Consider the following 16,100-nt stretch of genomic DNA (forward strand, 5'->3'; position numbering starts at 1 on the left):
GTGCTCTGCAGAGCACGACTGGGGCGTTGCCCCAGCCCCACCACCTTTTTCAAAAGGTGGACGAAAACTTTATATATTAGGACTACATCATATTATCGGAGGTAAAATCATTATGACCATCAACGGAAACCGCATGTACAAAAACTTGAAAGAACTCGACTTCGAGCGTCTTTCTACCACCGAGGGCGAGAAGCGCGGACGCGAGATTATCGCCGCCAAAGTGCGCGAACTCGGCCTAGAACCTAAAATCGAGCTTTTCAAAGCCCCGAAGTACGAGATTAAAAAATGCAAGTTTGAAGTTACCGCACCCAAATACGCCGAATATGAGGCGACCGGTTACGGATTCTCGGGCAACGCGGCTAAAGACGGGCTTGAAGCCGAATTCAAGTATGCCGAACTCGGTGAGGATATTGACCTCTTTGACGCCAAGGGCAAGATCGTGCTGCTTTCCAACGGCGCGGGCTACGAGACCTATGAGCGGTTGGTCAAGGCCGGTGTCGTCGGCTTTATCGGCACGTCTGGTACCTATCGTGACCGCCGTTCCGAGACCGATCACGACTTGCGCATGCTGCGTGAAAATCACATTAAGCACGGCCAGATTCCCGGCGTTTGCATCCGTATGGAAGATGCGGTCAAACTGGTTAGCTCCAAGCCCGAAAAGGTCAAGATCACGCTCGAACAGGACGAGGGCGAGGGTGACAGCGGCAACGTGATCGCCGAGATCAAAGGTACCAAATACCCGGACGAAGTGATTACCTATACCGCACATTATGACTCGGTTGTTTTCAGCCACGGTATGTACGACAACGCCGCGGGCAGTGTGATTCTGCTCGAACTGGCGGCGCATTTTATCAAGAATCCGCCGCTGCGCACACTGCGCTTTATCTGGTGTGGTTCCGAGGAGCGCGGTCTGTTGGGCAGCAAGGACTACATCAAGACCCACGAGAGCGAACTCGAAAAAATCCGTCTGTCGATCAACGTCGATCTGGCCGGCCCGGTCATCGGGCGCGACACGGTCACCGTTCTTGCAGAGGAGAAGGTCTGCCATGCAATCGAGTTCATGTATAAAGAGATGGGACGTCCGATGAGCGTGCGCTGGGACACCTATTCCAGTGACTGCATCCCGTTTGCTGACAAAGGCATTCCCGCCATCAACTTTATCCGCTTTGGCGCACCGGGCGCGGCGGACTGCCACAACCATCATGATACGTTGAAGCCGCTTTCCGCCGACTCACTGCGCGGCACGGCAGAATTTGCGGCGTTATTCTCGGAGCGGGTCGCCAACGCCGCGATGTTCCCGATCGCCCGCGTAATGCCCGACGAGATGGTCAAAAAAGTCGACAAGTATCTGTTAAAGGATAAGAAGTAATCACAAGAGTTTCGCCGGCCTTTGCAAAGGCCGCGGGATCATAGGGCGGAGCCCTTGTCGCGCTTCGCAAAGCGCGAAATCTTTAGACTTTTAACGACAGTGAAGATTTTATGGCGCTGCAACAGGGAGCAGCACGGTGCGAATAGCGAGGGATGCGACCATGTTGCAAGAGGGCGATGATACCGATTTTCAGTCTGTTGCTAACCCCCTTGACAGGGGTGCGGGGAACAGTGTTCCCCGCCTTGAGTCGTAAAAACTGTTGTTTTATAACTCGTGAAATGTAAAACTTTCTGTTTATACCTCCGCGGAATTGAAATCTTCTAATGATTAAATCCAAGGCGGGGGCCACCGGCCCCCGAACCCCCAGTAAGGGGGCGGTTACGGCCCCCTTACTAATCCTCCCGTTATTTTAAGCGGAAAGAATTCCGCGTTCTGCGGAACGCGGCAAAGGGGCGCCGCCCCTTTGAACCTTGCGGCCTTTTGAAAAAGGCCGGCGAAAACTTTTAAAAAACACGCCACCTTCCAGTGCCGAAAGGAGTCCGACATGTTCCGTGACATCGACATGCTGGCCGACCGCGCCAGAAAATTCTATGCAGACCCCAATCCCGCCGCATCCATCCAAATTCGCGGCATCTCCGAATTGTCCCCCGAAACCATGCCGCCGCTCAATTCCTTCTCGTTCCCGGCGGATATGGAGAAATATCTCGAACTGCGCGCCAAGAACCTCGAGAAGTATTGGGAACGCCGTGCAAAATTGGATGATGACATTTTTCCATCAATCGGGCCGTGGTACGGCATTGCCGAACATACCTCCTTTTTGGGCGGCGAAGTCGACTATACCCCCGACACCAGCTACAACCACACCATCTGCCCGGAATGGGACGACGTGGCTAAGTTGAAACTCGATCCCGAAAATCCGCGCCTGAAGATGGTCACCGACGGTATTAAATATTATCGCGAAAATTGGGGCGATAAGTTTGTGCCCAAACTGCGCGGCGCTGACGGTCCGTCGGATATTATCAATATCGTGCGCGGCAACGAGATGTTCTACGACGTCTACGACGAACCCGAAAAGATCAAAGCGCTTGTCGATTTCAGCGCCGATGCCGCGCGTTTCTATTTGGAAGCGCAAAAGGCCGCTGCGGGTAAAGTAGCCGGTGGTTATGTGACCGGTTTCGATATCTGGCTCGACGGCGACAGCATCGGTCAGGTCTCCGAGGACGCCTCCTGCATGATGTCGCCGGATATTTTCGAGGAGTTGTTCCTCGACGGGTTGAAAAAGACCTGCGCAGGCTTTGACGCCGTTATGATTCACGTCCATTCGCTGGGCAAGGTCATGCTGCCGCTGTTTGTCACCGTGCCGCAGATTAAGGTGATTGAAATCTCCAACGACCCCAACGCCGACCGTTGCTTCGACGTCTGGCGGCAATACGAAAAAACCCTCGCGGATAAAGTTGTCATTATGACACCGACCGCCGAGGAACTGCGCGCAAACGCCGACATCATTAAGCGCAACAAATGCCTGATTTGGTACTATGCCAAAACTCTCGCCGAAGCCGAGGATGCGGTCAAGTTTATAAGAGGTTTGTAGGTTTTCTTAACAAATTTTCTAAAAACACCCGTGGGTTCGCCTGCGGGTGTTTGTACATTTATAGCGGATTGGTGGATTATTTCGATTTCGCATTGCGCCTCTCGGATTCGTATGTTATAATTTTTATCGCAAGGTTCAAACGGTGCTTTCAAAGGGGGAACATTCGATTGAATCAATCGTCTTCGCTTGAAAAATCCATTCAAAAATACCGCGATTTTCTCGCGGTCAAACCGGGCGTACCGCTGTACAAGCGGGAATTCGGTTATTATGTGCTTGACAAATGGATTGAGCAGGGTTATTTAAAGCCGCGCGACGAAGTGTCGGATTATTCGGCATATTTGCGTCAAACATTCAATTTTGACGAACCTGCGGTCTGTACGCTATACGGATTGGGCGGCTGCGAAGCGGCTCTTTACCCGAAATTCGATGAAAAAGTGCTCCAAGACCGGGGCGATTACGAGCTGGTGCAGGATTTCGCCGGGCGGCATGTGCTGTGCTTCAAAGGCCGCCGCAGCGGATTTATGCCCGAATATGTTGATCATCCCGTCAAGGATATGAATACCTGGGAGCGCGAAATCAAGTGGCGCATGAATCCCGACACACCGGGGCGCGAGACCCTTTCAAGCGATCAGCTCACAGCGGCTGCCGAGGGTCAAAAAAAGGGCATGATCGTGGAACAGCTACTGGTCGGCGGTTATATGTATCTGCGTTCGCTGATGGGTCCGGAGGAACTGCTGTATAAGTTTTACGACGAGCCGGAACTGATCCATGCCTGCATGAAACAATGGTTTGAACTGGCTGACGCCGTCACCGCCCGCCACCAGGAAAAAGTGGCCATCGACGATTTCTTTTTGTCGGAGGACATCTGCTACAACCGCGGCCCGCTGATCTCGCCGGACATGATCAAAGAATTTTTATTCCCCTATTACACACAGTTGTACCAAAACGTGAAAAAACGCAATCCGCCTGGATATACGACGCATTTTCAGGTGGACACCGACGGCTTCTGCGAACCGGTCATCGACCTATACCGCAGCATCGGCGTCAACTATTTCAGCCCGTTCGAAATCGCGTCTTTCAACGACCCCATCGCCGTTTCGGAACGTTATCCCGATATGAAAATGCACGGCGCGATCGACAAGCGGGTGCTGGCGACCACACCCGACGGGATCGACCGGTATCTTGAAAAACTGCTGCCGCCGTTGCGCAGACGCGGGGGATTTTTCCCGACCTGCGACCACGGCGTGCCCGAAGAGGTCAGTTTCGAAAACTATGTGCACTTCCGCAAGCGCATTGACGAATATTCCGAATAGGAGATGCAAAACGTGAAAACCATTTACAAAAACGCAAAACTGGTGATGCCGTACCGCATTATCGACGGCTGGCTTGCAACCGAGAACGGTGTCATTACCGCACTCGGCGCGGGCGCTCCGACCGAAAAGGGCGATGCGGAAATCGATTTGAAGGGCAATTATCTCGCGCCCGGTTTTATCGAGATGCACACCCATGGCGGGGCCGGATTTGACTTCGCCGACGGCACCGAGGAGGCCTTTTCGGCCTGTGCGAAACACTATGCCAAAAACGGTGTGACGACGCTCTATCCGACGCTGACCACCATCTCTCCGGAATCTTCCGCCGAGGCGCTCTCGTCTTTTCACAAAGCCAAAAAAGCCAATAAAAACGGCTCGCGAATGCCCGGTTTGCACCTCGAAGGGCCGTATTTTGCCTATGCGATGAAAGGTGCGCAGGATCCCCGGTTTCTGCGCGATCCCGACCCGACCGAGTATTTGCAGATTCTCGATTCCTGCCCCGACATCAAGCGCTGGAGCGCCGCGCCGGAACTGCCGGGCGGTATGCAATTCGGGCGCGAACTGCGCAAACGCGGTATTGTGGCCGCGATGGGTCACACCGACGGATTGTTTGAACAGCTGATGGAGGCCTACGAAAACGGCTACACCCATATGACGCATTTTTATTCCGCGATGTCAACGGTGCGGCGCATCAACGCCTTCCGGCACAGCGGCGCGGTCGAGATCGGCTATATGCTCGACGATGTGACAATCGAAATCATCGGCGACGGCATTCATCTGCCGCCCGAACTGCTGCGGCAGATTTTCAAATTCAAGAGCCATGACAAAATCTCGCTGATTACCGATGCGATGCGCGGTGCGGGACTGCCCGAGGGTACGACGACCATGCTCGGCTCGTTCAAAGACGGCATGGAGGTCATCATCGAAGACGGCGTAGCCAAGCTGATGGACCGCACGGCATTTGCGGGCAGTGTTGCGACGCAGCCGCGGCTTTTAAAGACGGTGACGGCTTTTGCGGGAATCGAACTGACCGATGGTGTGAAGATGATGACGCTGAATCCGGCAAAGGTCATGGGCATTGACCATGAATGCGGGTCGTTGGCGATCGGAAAGCGCGCCGACTTGGTGAGTTTCGACCCCGAAATCGAAGTTCAAATTACCGTGATCGGCGGCGAAAAGGTTGCCGGTTGACGAGAATTCGGAAAGGGCAGGGAATATGCGCGAGAAACCGAGTAAAAAAAGATTTATATGGATTTACGGGCTGCTGTATTCGTTGTGCCTAATTTTATCGCTGGGCGTGGGATTCGTGGCGGCTGCCGCGATGACCGAAAACACGCTGTGGAACATCGTCTGGCCGGCATTCGGCGGTATCACGCTGCTCTCAATTGCTATCGGGTTTTTGACGGCTTCGGCGGTGTATAAGAAGCATAGTAGATAATTAACCCCTTGTGAAAAGGGGGACTGCGCGTCGTTTCGACGCGCAGGGGGGATTCCGTTTGGGTTTCGAATCTCTGCATAAATTATAAATAAAAGAGTTAACGGTTCAAGGCGGGGGTCACCGACCCCCGATCCCCCATTAAGGGGGCGGTTACGGCCCCCTTAATAATCCCCCCGTTGTTTTAAGGGAAAGGATTCCGCGTTCTGCGGAACACGGCAAAGGGATTCCATCCCTTTGAACCCTGCCACCTTTTAAAAAGGTGGACGAAAATTTTAAGTTAGTGAAATTAAATTCAGAGGTGATTTGGTGAGAGAAATCGGATTTGGCATTATCGGCTGCGGCGTGATTTCTAAATGGCACGCGGAAGCCGTCGCCGCGATTAAGGGCTGCAAATTGATCGGCGCGACCGACCGCGCCAAGGAGAGCGCCGAGGCATTCGCCGTGAAATACAACTGCAAGGCCTTCGATACCGTCGAGGATTTATTGGCATGCCCCGATATCGATGTGGTCAGCATCTGCACGCCCAGCGGGCTGCATGCGCAATTCTGCATTCAGGCCGCAGACGCCGGTAAACACGTTATCACCGAAAAACCGATGGCGCTCACCGTCGCCGACTGCGATAAAATCATCGAGGCCGCCGACCGCAATCACGTCAAAATCTGCGTGATTTCACAGCTGCGGTTTTCTCATACGGTGCGTTCGGTCAAAGCCGCCATCAACGACGGGCAGCTGGGCCAAATGCTCTGCGGCGACATCTATATGAAATACCACCGCGACCGCGAATATTATCTCAAGTCCCCGTGGCGCGGCACTTGGGCGATGGACGGCGGGGGCGCGCTGATGAATCAGGGTGTGCACGGCGTCGATACGATTCAATATCTGATGGGGCCGGTCAAGTCGGTCTACGCCAACTGCCGCACCCTTTTGCACGACATTGAGACCGAGGACACCTGTTCGGCGGTGCTTGAATTTAAGAACGGAGCTTTGGGCATGATTCAAGCCACCACTTCGGTGACGCCCGGTTCGGGCAGGCGTATTGAACTCAACGGTTCAAAAGGTACCATCGTGCTGCTTGAAAATGCGGTGGTCGAATGGTCGGTTGACGGTACAGCGATTCCCGCCGATATTCTGATTTCGTCTTCGGTGAAGAGCGGTTACAGCGACCCGACCAATATCGATATCGGCGGGCACATCAGCCAAATTTCAGATATGGTTGAAGCGCTGCGCACCGGCCGGAATCCTGCGGTCGACGGACGCGAAGGCAAAAAGCCGGTCGAGATTATCTGCGCGATCTATGAGTCGTCCAAAACCGGAAAACGGATCGATTTATAATACGGGAGGATAGAACATGCTGAAATTCGGACTGATCACCGACGAGGTTTCGCAGGATTTGGAGGTCGCCGCGCAGTTGGCGGCGAAATACGGCGTCAAGGGGCTGGAACTGCGCACCGTCTGGGAACGCGCGCCGCACAAACTGACCGACCGCGACATTAAAAACATCAAGGAGATCTGCAAGCAGTACGGCACCGTGGTCTGCGGACTGGGTTCCCCTTGTTTTAAATGCGATTTGGAGAACCCCGTACAGATCGAAGAACATATTGAAATTTTTAAAAAGTCCGCTGCTGCTGCTGCGGAATTCGGCGTGAAAAATATCCGCTCCTTCACTTTTTGGGCCAAAAACGGCACGTTTGAGGAGAATTTCGACAAGGTCGCCGAAAAACTGGCGATGCTTGCGGAACTGGCAAAGACCCTCGGCGTGACTGCCGTAGTCGAGCAGGACCCGTCGGTCTGGGGTTCCAACGGTGCAAAGGTGGCGAAATTTATCAAAGCCGTCAACTCGCCCGACCTCAGGGCGCTGTGGGACATCGGCAACTCGGTATGGGATCCCGAAGGAGAGATTCCGTATGAGGGCATGCTGGCGGTCAGGCCGTATATCGCGCACGTCCATATCAAGGACGGTCGGAAGAAAGAAAACGCCATTGAGGCGGTGCGCGTCGGCGACGGCATTGCAAGAGTCAGAGACCAACTGAAGTATTTAAACAACACCGGTTATGACGGCTGGGCGGTGCTGGAGACACATTACCGCCATAAAAAAGAACTCGACGAACAGACCCTGAAGACCCCGGGCGGCTCGGCATTTTCCGCCGACGGCTACGCGCCGACCGAGGAATGCCTGCTGGCGCTCGGGGGAATGGAAATCGCATGATTTGCAGCGAATGTCCGCGAAACTGCGGCGCTGTCCGCACCGCCGAGGCCGGAAACGGCGTCTGCGGGTACGGCACGACGGCGCATATCGCTCGGGCGGCACCACATTTTTGGGAAGAACCGTGCGTCAGCGGCGAAAAAGGCAGCGGCACGGTCTTTTTCTGCGGCTGCAATCTGGGCTGTATTTTTTGCCAGAACGCCGAGATCAGCCGGGGCGCAAATCGGGGAAAAGCGGTGACGAACGAACAGCTGCGGCAGGTTTATTTGGACCTGATCGCGCAGGGCGTGCACAACATCAATTTAGTGACCGCGACCCATTTTACCGGTGCGGTGATCGAATCGCTCAAAGGCGGATTACCGGTGCCGGTGGTTTATAACTGCGGCGGGTATGAGAAAATCGAGACGCTGGAGCGACTTGCGCCGTATATAAACGTATGGATGCCCGATTTGAAGTACACCGATGCGGCACTCGCGGCGCAGTATTCGCATGCGCCGGATTATCCCGAAATCGCAAAAGCGGCGATTTTAAGGATGCACGAACTCGTCGGGGATTACAAATTCGGCGAAGACGGGATGATTCAAAAAGGCGTGATCCTCCGGCATTTGATTTTACCGGGACATTTGGAGAACACCTATCGGGCGATTGATTTTATCGCCGAACATTTTAAACCGGGGCAGGTATTATTTTCGCTGATGGCGCAGTATACGCCGATGCCGAACGGCGGTCCGGACAGAAAATTAACCGCCTCGGAATACGAAGCGGCGCAGGAATATTTATTTCAAAGCGGGATCGAGGACGGTTTTATTCAGGAGCAGGATTGCTCGGGCGAGGAATTTATTCCGGATTTTAAGGAGATGTAATCGTTGTTATATGTAGGGGCGAACTGCGTTCGCCCGTGAATTTAATTTATAATAGCGTGAGTAGACAGTCCTTTGTAAGAGCGGAATCACCCGGCGGGCGAACAAAGTTCGCCCCTACATTTTATTATTTTTAGTTCCGATAATTTGTGGGAAGAAAATTGAAGATCTCGCGCTCGGCGGCGTCGGGGTCTTCGCTTTGAATTGCGTCGTTTAATTTTTTCAATAATTGTTTTAATTCTTCGGGATTGAGTTCGTTGTCGCGCAGTACGAAAATCTTTTCGCGGGTGGTTTTGTCTACGGTTTCGGCAGACATCGAGAGTTCCTCAAACATCTTTTCACCCGGGCGCAGACCGATGTATTTGAGCTTGATGTCGCGTCCCGGCACCAATCCCGCCAGCCGGATCATGTCTTCCGCTAAATCTTTGATTTTTACGGGTTCGCCCATATCCAACACAAAAATCTCGCCGCCTTTTGCCAATGCGCCTGCCTGTAGCACCAACGAAACGGCTTCGGGGATCGTCATAAAATAGCGGCGAATCTCGGGGTCGGTGACTGTGACCGGACCGCCGCTTTCAATTTGCTTGGCGAAAAACGGAACGACACTGCCTTCGGAACCGAGGACGTTGCCGAAGCGTACCGCGCAGAATTCGGTCTTGTTCTGCCGGTTAAAATCCATGAACTGCAGCTCCGAGATGCGTTTGGTCGCACCCATGACGTTGGATGGGTTGACGGCTTTATCGGAGGAAATCAAAACACACTTTTTCACGCCGGAGTCAATACACTGCGCCAGCACGTTGCGTGTGCCGAAGATGTTGTTTTTCACGGCCTCGAGCGGGTTGATCTCCATCATCGGGACATGTTTATGGGCGGCCGCATGAAAGACCAGCTGCGGCTTGTATTCGTCAAACACGGCTTTGAGACGGCTTTTATCGCGGATCGAACCGAGAATTGTGATAAAGCGGCTGTTCCCGAACCGCTCGGACAGCTCGTTGCCGATATAAAATAATCCGTTCTCGCTGAAATCGTAAACAATCAGGCGTCTTGCACCCGCCGCCAGAATCTGACGGCAAAGCTCGCTGCCGATGCTGCCTGCGCCGCCTGTAACGAGCACCGTTGCGTCCGAAAGCATGGCTTTTGCCTCACCGTTTTTCATTTTGACCGGGTCGCGCCCGAGAAGGTCTTCGATGCGGATATTGCGCAGGTTTGCATTGAGCTTATCGGTATAATCCTGTACGCCGCTGTAAATTTTTAAAGCGGCGTCGGTATTGCGCACCAATCCGTAAATGCGGCGCAGGTCTTCGCGGCTCGCGGACGGAAGGGCAACCATTACGGTGTGTACGTCGAATTTCTCAATGATGGCCGGAAGCTGATTATCGCCGCCCGCGACTTTGACACCGCAGATCAATGCGTCTTTGAGCTGTGGGTCATTGTCGATGAATGCCACCGGCAGATAACCCTTTTCGGGATTGGTGATGAAATACTGCGCCAGATAGGTTCCGGTCTCGCCGCTTCCGACAATCACCGTACGGTTGGCGGCTGCTCTGGTTACACTGCGGCTGGAGATAATCTGCAAAAAGCGCGGCAACAGACGCGCAGCAGCCGAAAACATAAAGTTCAGGATGAAGAATAGTACAATAATACTGCCGGAGAAATTGACCACGTCAAACAGCTTTAATATGCCCCAGATCGTGGCCGCACAGGCGTTTGATCCAACCAGCCGGAGCAGGTCAAGCAGTCCCGATCGCCGCCACAAATTGCTGTAGCAATCGAAGATTAAATTGAAGATGATTACGGTCGGCCAGATGAAAAGATAAGCGGTATTCAATGTGAGGTAGGTGAATGCCGCTTTAAAGTTGAATTCAAATATTAAAACTGCCGAAAACAGTGTAGTAAAAGCGCACAGAAACAGATCGCAGACAACGAGCCCGGGTATTTTGAAAAACTTCTTCATCCGATTTTTTGCACCTCATGGATATCACGTGGTTTATTTTGGCTTATTATACAAAATATGATGCATAAAGTCAAGATTTGCGGTTGGAGCAGATAGGGGCATCCGATTCTGCATTCCGTGGTTTAGAGCCCAACCTTTTTAATTTTACCACTGCCGACATATTGATGATGCAAAGGATTCCCCCGGCCAGGTCGCACAACGTCCAGACGACTTCGGGGGCGGCGGCTCCCGCACAGATCATCACGCCTGCCATGAAGACAAAAATGATGGCTCGTTTTATACCGGAGACGTTTGCTGCGGCAGTGAAACCACAGGTTAAAATCGTTGTAAAGGCAAATACTGCCACAAGAAGAGATACCGTCAGCCCCCCGCCTTTACCGAGCAGCGTCCCCGCCGCGCCGACGGCGGTGGTGCACCCCGAACACAACAGCGCAAGCCCGGTCAGCGTGCACATAAAAAGCGTGTCAAACAGCACCGAGAGCGACTGGCACAGCCCGATTTCTTCGGGTGTGCCTTCGGCTTTTGCCGCTGCATAGGGCGCGATGCCCCACCCGGCTTCGCAGCTGAATGCACCGCGACGCACACCGACCGATGCCGCTGCGCCTAATCCGCCTCCCGCGACTGCCTCGATTCCGAGTGCGCCTTTAAAAATCGTGTTGAAGACCTGCGGGATGTTTTGATAATTCACTGCGATGATTGCAATGCAGAGAAACATAAATGCGATTGCCGCCGGAGGCAGGATTCTTGCACTGATGCGCGCCAGTCGTTTTTCGCCGCCCAGTGTACAGGCCAAAAACAGTGCCGCGCAGGCCGCGCCCGTCACCGCGCCGAAATACGTGGGAGGGGCCATGAAATTTTCGTGAAGAGATACGGCGGCGGAATTGACCTGAATGGCGGGCATTAAAACGGCCTGCATTAAAAACATCAGTCCTGTAAAAATATAAGCGGTTTTCCGGCGGCCCAGCTTGCGCATATAAGCAGGCGGGCTTCCGAGTTTTGCGCCCAACCGGCACTCCTCATAACTGATGGCACTCCCAAGTATCGAAAACGCACCCATCCAAAACACCGCACCGGGTCCGCCCGTCGCAATTGCCGCTGAGACCCCGACGATATTGCCGACACCGAGTTTGCCGCCGGTCGTGAGTGAGAACACCTCGAACGGAGAGAGCTTTTTGCCGCTTTGGCGGGCCAGAATTTTCGGCACATGTATCAGACCGGTGAGGTTATAAAAACGGTTCTTGACCGATAGCCACAATCCAACGGCCAACAACGCACACACCGGTACGATTCCCCATATGATTTTTTCCGACAGAAACTGCAATACGGACATCATACCACCCGAAAATGGATATGCGCCGTGGCGGATTTGCATGATAAAGTTGACAGGACGGGCGGGATGGGTTATAGTTGGGGTGGATATTTTGGGGGGATATTTTACGGTTCAAGACGGGGGGACACTGTCCCCCGAACCCCCGTCAAGGGTGCGTTCCTGCCCCCCTTGACAATCCCCCTCAGGTTTCATGGAGAAAGGAATTCCGCGTTCTGCGAAACGCGGCAAAGGGACGCTGTCCCTTTGAATCCTGTGACCTTTTGAAAAGGTCAACGAAAACTTTATGTTTGGGAAGACAACAATGAAAATTATTGCGTTCGATCTCGGAAAAGCCCGTACCGGCGTCGCTGTCAGCGATCCCGGCGAAATTTTGGCCAGCCCTGCGGAGGTGATCGCCAAAAGCGACGCCGCTGCCGTGCTTGAAGCCGCTATACAATGTGTTGCCAAATATGGTGCGGGATTGGCCGTGGTCGGCCTGCCTTTGCGCGATACCGGCGGCGATGGCGAACTCGCCCCTTGGGCGCGGGATTTCGCCAAATCCCTCGGTGAACGGTGCAATATCGAAGTGCGTCTTTATGACGAGCGTTACACGACTGCTGCCGCGCACGTCTATTACAACGAAGCCGGAAAACACGGGTCTCAAAAACGCCGGCAGACCATCGACGCCGCCGCAGCCGCCGTGATTTTGCAGAATTTCCTCGACTTGCGAAAAAACGCGGGGAAAATAAATAGAATCTTATAAAATAAATATAAAAACACAAAATGTTCTGTGAATTTTAATTGTGCATTCCAGCGGGGTGTGGTATAATGACTGCGGCGCAAAGAAATACGCCTAAAACACCATTAACCGCGGAGGAAATTTGAAAAATAAAATTTTCAAATAGGGAGTTTTGGGCTTTTGGGCAGTCAGGACTGTGCACCCCAAAGCTTCCGACCCGGTAAGGAAGGAAGGTCACAACCATGAAATTCGAGGGAATGAACATTACTACCGCCAAGACCTATGTCGACTTGATGAAAAAATTCGCCGACAAGTTCTGGGCGGATCAGAAGGACTTCGACTATATGTCGGTCGTCGAGGGCATCAACACCGACTCTTCCGGCAACAGCGCCACAACGACGCTGACACAGGTTTTCGGAAAAGTGCAGTACGGCTATGCCATTCAATCGGCAGCCGAGGTCTATAAACACACGAAAAAAACGGAATATGCCGAGATCGCCCTGGCATTGATCGGGCGGATTGCGGATATCTACGAATATGTCAATAAAAAATTCAAGCTTTCCGTTGATGATATCGACGGGCTTCAGTTTATCGAAGCGGCGTTTGCGGGCGGCCCGTTTTCCAAGGGCTGTTTGATATTGCGCGAGACCGGTCAGATGAGCGACAAGCTTTATCAGAGAATGCAGCCGGTCTGGGAAGCGACCGCGCGCTTTGCGATGAAACTGCCCGAATGGGGCCCGTTCAACCGCTGCGTGCTGCGCGTAATCACGCTTTCGCGTTTTGCGCGGCTTTATCCGAACAGTTATCTGGCCAAAGAAGCCGGCGATCTGGCGCGGTTCTGCGCCGAGGACTCCATCGGCCGCTGGAACATGGAGGACACGACACTTTATAACGGGGTGTGGTACATCTGCGTCGCGGAATATCTGCACGAAAACAACATCCGCAACTTCCGCACGGACACGATCATGCATTATTACGCCACCTATTTCACGCACATTCAAACCCCGGAGGGCAGTGTTCCCGATTACGGTGACGCAAAACTGCGCGACTGGGGCTGCCCGGCGCTCTCGATCGGCTTTTTGGAGTGGGCTGCGGCAAGTTTTAATGACGGCTGCGTGAAGTACGCGGTGATGAAATTCCTCGACTGGGGTAAGAAATATTACGGCAAGGGCGTCGTCGGCGGATGGCTTGCGCGTTCGTATGCACTGGCGGCCGATATGGCAGACACCAAGATCAAGCCGGTCAAGCCCGACTATTTATCCGGTGAAGTCATCGAGGATCTCGTGGGCAAAAAGCTGGTCTGGCGCGGCCAGGATGAAAATAATGAATATCTGATGCTCAACTACCGCGACGAGGGTAATTATGCGCTTCTGGCGCGGCAGAATATGTACAGCACGATTCCCGCACCCGCCGAAAAAGTCCACCACGGACATGCCGATGAGAATACGATTACCAGTTATTTTTATCGGGACAAGCCGCTGCTGTGCGACGGCGGATACCGCGATGCGATCGTCGACCACGGCGCATTCCGGGCCGATTTTTATCACAATAAAGTGGTTATGCGCAACGGGCGCATGTTCCGCGAAAAGGGCTTTTTGGAATACGCAGAGGATCTGGGCGCTTATCTGAAAGTCGTGACCGAGAAAGTTTTCTATCAGGAGATGCTGGGCCTCGAGATCGGGCGCACCCGCATGGACGATCCGCATCACCGCACGGTGTACGATCGCACGGTCATTCATTTCCCGACCGGCGGATTCGCGGTCATCGACTCGATAAAAGCCAAGCAGGTCTATGAATACACACTCGGGCAGATGTGGTTCGGCGGCAAGATTTTAAAATGCGGCGAGAACGACTGGACAATCGAGCAGACCTTTAAGGGTTCCGAGGGGCCGAAGGGCACCGAGAATCTGAAACTGCGGCTGGCATTTGTGCGCGACGACCTAAAGGTCTCTCTGGAGAAGCTGCGTCGTAACTACGACGACAATCAATACGCGCTGACACAGTATTTCAGCGAATATCTTGGGGAGGGTGAATATGTGCATTTTGTCACGCTGCTGTTGCCTGAAGACGGCGCTGAAGATGAAAAATGCAACGACAAGATCATCAAATCGGCCTCCTGCAAGCTGGTGAACGGCAACGCGGTCGAGTTTAAGATTACAGTCGGCGGCAAAAAATATGCGATCGGCATGAAACTGGACGAGAAATACGGCTACGGCGACTACAAGCACCGCCCGACCTACAGTTTCGAAGCGGGAAAGATCAGTTACAGTGATTTTACGACTGATGCACTGTTGACGGTAATTGCGGACAAAGAATACAGCGCGATGATGCTGTCGCGGTTTGATTACAAAGGCAAGACCCTGTTCGAGTCGCCGAAAACGGGATTTTCGAATAATGATTTAACGCAGAATATGGGCGCGTTCAATTATTTAAGGCACGAGGGAAAGCTGTAAATTTTTTATTGTAGGGAACGGTCTTGACCGTTCCGGTGGGTATTTCACATACGAAAAGATCATTAAATTCACGGATTTTATAGGACGGAAATCTTCATATAAAAATCCTTCCGGCGGAACGGTCAAGACCGTTCCCTACACTTAAATAAAGGGGTGCTTTATGCGACCGTTAAACACTTACATTGACCACACCGCGTTGAAACCGACCACCACACATGCGGCGATTGAAAAACTCTGCGCCGAGGCCAAACAATATCAGTTCGCTTCGGTCTGCGTCAATCCCTGCTACGTTCCGCTGTGCAAAAAACTGCTCACCGGCAGCGGCGTTGCGGTTTGTACCGTGATCGGATTCCCGCTGGGCGCCAACACCACCGATATCAAAGTCGCCGAAGCGAAAAAAGCCATCGCGGACGGCGCGGATGAACTTGACATGGTCATCAACTCGGCGGCGCTGATTGACGGCGACAACGACTATGTGCGCGGCGAGATCAAGGCCATCGTCGGCTGCGCGGGCGGTCGGGTCGTCAAAGTCATCATCGAGACAGGCCTGCTCGACGACGAACAGAAAGTGCGCGCCACCAAGCTCTGCTGCGAGGCGGGCGCGTCGTTCGTCAAAACCTGCACCGGAATGACGCAGGGCGCGGCGACGGTTGAGGATGTGAAACTGATCAAAGCGAACATCACCGGAAACGTTAAAATTAAGGCGTCCGGCGGCATTCGCACCAAGGTCGATGCTGTGGCGCTGATCGAGGCCGGAGCCGACCGGATCGGCGCTTCGGCGGGCATCGCGATTGTAGAAGGGTAAAAAAGCTTGAAAATAAAATTTTCAAGCTAAGGAGTTTGACCCTATTTTCAACTGCATCATCAAATCCGC

Annotated in this window: 13 protein-coding genes; 11 read left to right on the top strand and 2 right to left on the bottom strand. The window is 53.3% G+C overall.

Annotated features, from left to right (window positions below):
• The first annotated feature begins 112 nt into the window (after window positions 1-112).
• The 8 genes from PK629_03265 to PK629_03300 all read left to right on the top strand — a co-directional run bounded on the left by PK629_03265 (window position 113) and on the right by PK629_03300 (window position 8,774).
• Window positions 113-1,369 carry a M28 family peptidase gene (locus tag PK629_03265; protein ID HOP10490.1) on the top strand — a complete coding sequence of 419 codons (1,257 nt, stop codon included), beginning with the start codon at window positions 113-115 and terminating at the stop codon, window positions 1,367-1,369.
• Window positions 1,370-1,913: 544 nt separating this feature from the next.
• Window positions 1,914-2,960 carry a uroporphyrinogen decarboxylase family protein gene (locus PK629_03270; protein HOP10491.1) on the top strand — a complete coding sequence of 349 codons (1,047 nt, stop codon included), beginning with the start codon at window positions 1,914-1,916 and terminating at the stop codon, window positions 2,958-2,960.
• Window positions 2,961-3,127: 167 nt separating this feature from the next.
• A complete protein-coding gene (locus tag PK629_03275; GenBank protein HOP10492.1) occupies window positions 3,128-4,273 on the top strand; it encodes a uroporphyrinogen decarboxylase family protein in 1,146 nt (381 codons plus the stop codon).
• A gap of 12 nt (window positions 4,274-4,285) precedes the next feature.
• Window positions 4,286-5,461 carry an N-acetylglucosamine-6-phosphate deacetylase gene (nagA, locus tag PK629_03280; protein ID HOP10493.1) on the top strand — a complete coding sequence of 392 codons (1,176 nt, stop codon included), beginning with the start codon at window positions 4,286-4,288 and terminating at the stop codon, window positions 5,459-5,461.
• A 25-nt stretch (window positions 5,462-5,486) separates the two neighbouring features.
• Window positions 5,487-5,708 (top strand): hypothetical protein, encoded by a 222-nt coding sequence (locus PK629_03285; protein ID HOP10494.1) that lies wholly within the window; start codon window positions 5,487-5,489, stop codon window positions 5,706-5,708.
• A 306-nt stretch (window positions 5,709-6,014) separates the two neighbouring features.
• A complete protein-coding gene (locus PK629_03290) occupies window positions 6,015-7,040 on the top strand; it encodes a Gfo/Idh/MocA family oxidoreductase (protein ID HOP10495.1) in 1,026 nt (341 codons plus the stop codon).
• Window positions 7,041-7,056: 16 nt separating this feature from the next.
• A complete protein-coding gene (locus tag PK629_03295; GenBank protein HOP10496.1) occupies window positions 7,057-7,914 on the top strand; it encodes a sugar phosphate isomerase/epimerase family protein in 858 nt (285 codons plus the stop codon).
• Complete coding sequence (locus PK629_03300; GenBank protein HOP10497.1) at window positions 7,911-8,774, top strand: radical SAM protein; 864 nt, start codon at window positions 7,911-7,913, stop codon at window positions 8,772-8,774. The genes PK629_03295 and PK629_03300 overlap by 4 nt, the downstream gene beginning before the upstream one ends.
• Window positions 8,775-8,904: 130 nt before the next feature.
• Here PK629_03300 and PK629_03305 read toward each other — a convergent pair whose 3' ends face one another.
• Both PK629_03305 and PK629_03310 read right to left on the bottom strand, forming a co-directional pair.
• Window positions 8,905-10,725 carry a nucleoside-diphosphate sugar epimerase/dehydratase gene (locus tag PK629_03305; protein ID HOP10498.1) on the bottom strand — a complete coding sequence of 607 codons (1,821 nt, stop codon included), beginning with the start codon at window positions 10,723-10,725 and terminating at the stop codon, window positions 8,905-8,907.
• A gap of 70 nt (window positions 10,726-10,795) precedes the next feature.
• Window positions 10,796-12,058 (bottom strand): alanine:cation symporter family protein, encoded by a 1,263-nt coding sequence (locus PK629_03310; protein HOP10499.1) that lies wholly within the window; start codon window positions 12,056-12,058, stop codon window positions 10,796-10,798.
• Between the two features lie 298 nt (window positions 12,059-12,356).
• On the opposite strand from PK629_03310, the gene ruvX reads away from it, so the two are divergent.
• The 3 genes from ruvX to deoC all read left to right on the top strand — a co-directional run bounded on the left by ruvX (window position 12,357) and on the right by deoC (window position 16,031).
• Window positions 12,357-12,797, top strand: a complete 441-nt coding sequence (gene ruvX / locus PK629_03315) for a Holliday junction resolvase RuvX (GenBank protein HOP10500.1) — start codon at window positions 12,357-12,359, stop codon at window positions 12,795-12,797.
• A 218-nt stretch (window positions 12,798-13,015) separates the two neighbouring features.
• Window positions 13,016-15,226: a hypothetical protein gene (locus PK629_03320; GenBank protein ID HOP10501.1), complete on the top strand. Its 2,211-nt coding sequence runs from the start codon at window positions 13,016-13,018 to the stop codon at window positions 15,224-15,226.
• A gap of 160 nt (window positions 15,227-15,386) precedes the next feature.
• Entirely contained in the window at window positions 15,387-16,031 is a 645-nt protein-coding gene (gene deoC, locus PK629_03325; GenBank protein HOP10502.1) for a deoxyribose-phosphate aldolase, read from the top strand.
• Window positions 16,032-16,100: the final 69 nt, after the last annotated feature.

It is taken from the genome of Oscillospiraceae bacterium, assembly GCA_035380125.1.
GTDB lineage: Bacteria > Bacillota > Clostridia > Oscillospirales > JAKOTC01 > DAOPZJ01.

What these genes read in the sequence shown, in the direction of transcription:
- PK629_03285 (HOP10494.1), top strand. Translation starts at nt 5,487, where the DNA reads ATGCGCGAGAAACCGAGTAAAAAAAGATTTATATGGATTTACGGGCTG.
- ruvX (HOP10500.1), top strand. Translation starts at nt 12,357, where the DNA reads ATGAAAATTATTGCGTTCGATCTCGGAAAAGCCCGTACCGGCGTCGCT.
- deoC (HOP10502.1), top strand. Translation starts at nt 15,387, where the DNA reads ATGCGACCGTTAAACACTTACATTGACCACACCGCGTTGAAACCGACC.
- PK629_03265 (HOP10490.1), top strand. Translation starts at nt 113, where the DNA reads ATGACCATCAACGGAAACCGCATGTACAAAAACTTGAAAGAACTCGAC.
- PK629_03295 (HOP10496.1), top strand. Translation starts at nt 7,057, where the DNA reads ATGCTGAAATTCGGACTGATCACCGACGAGGTTTCGCAGGATTTGGAG.
- PK629_03305 (HOP10498.1), bottom strand. Translation starts at nt 10,725, where the DNA reads ATGAAGAAGTTTTTCAAAATACCCGGGCTCGTTGTCTGCGATCTGTTT.
- PK629_03300 (HOP10497.1), top strand. Translation starts at nt 7,911, where the DNA reads ATGATTTGCAGCGAATGTCCGCGAAACTGCGGCGCTGTCCGCACCGCC.
- PK629_03270 (HOP10491.1), top strand. Translation starts at nt 1,914, where the DNA reads ATGTTCCGTGACATCGACATGCTGGCCGACCGCGCCAGAAAATTCTAT.
- PK629_03320 (HOP10501.1), top strand. Translation starts at nt 13,016, where the DNA reads ATGAAATTCGAGGGAATGAACATTACTACCGCCAAGACCTATGTCGAC.
- PK629_03310 (HOP10499.1), bottom strand. Translation starts at nt 12,058, where the DNA reads ATGATGTCCGTATTGCAGTTTCTGTCGGAAAAAATCATATGGGGAATC.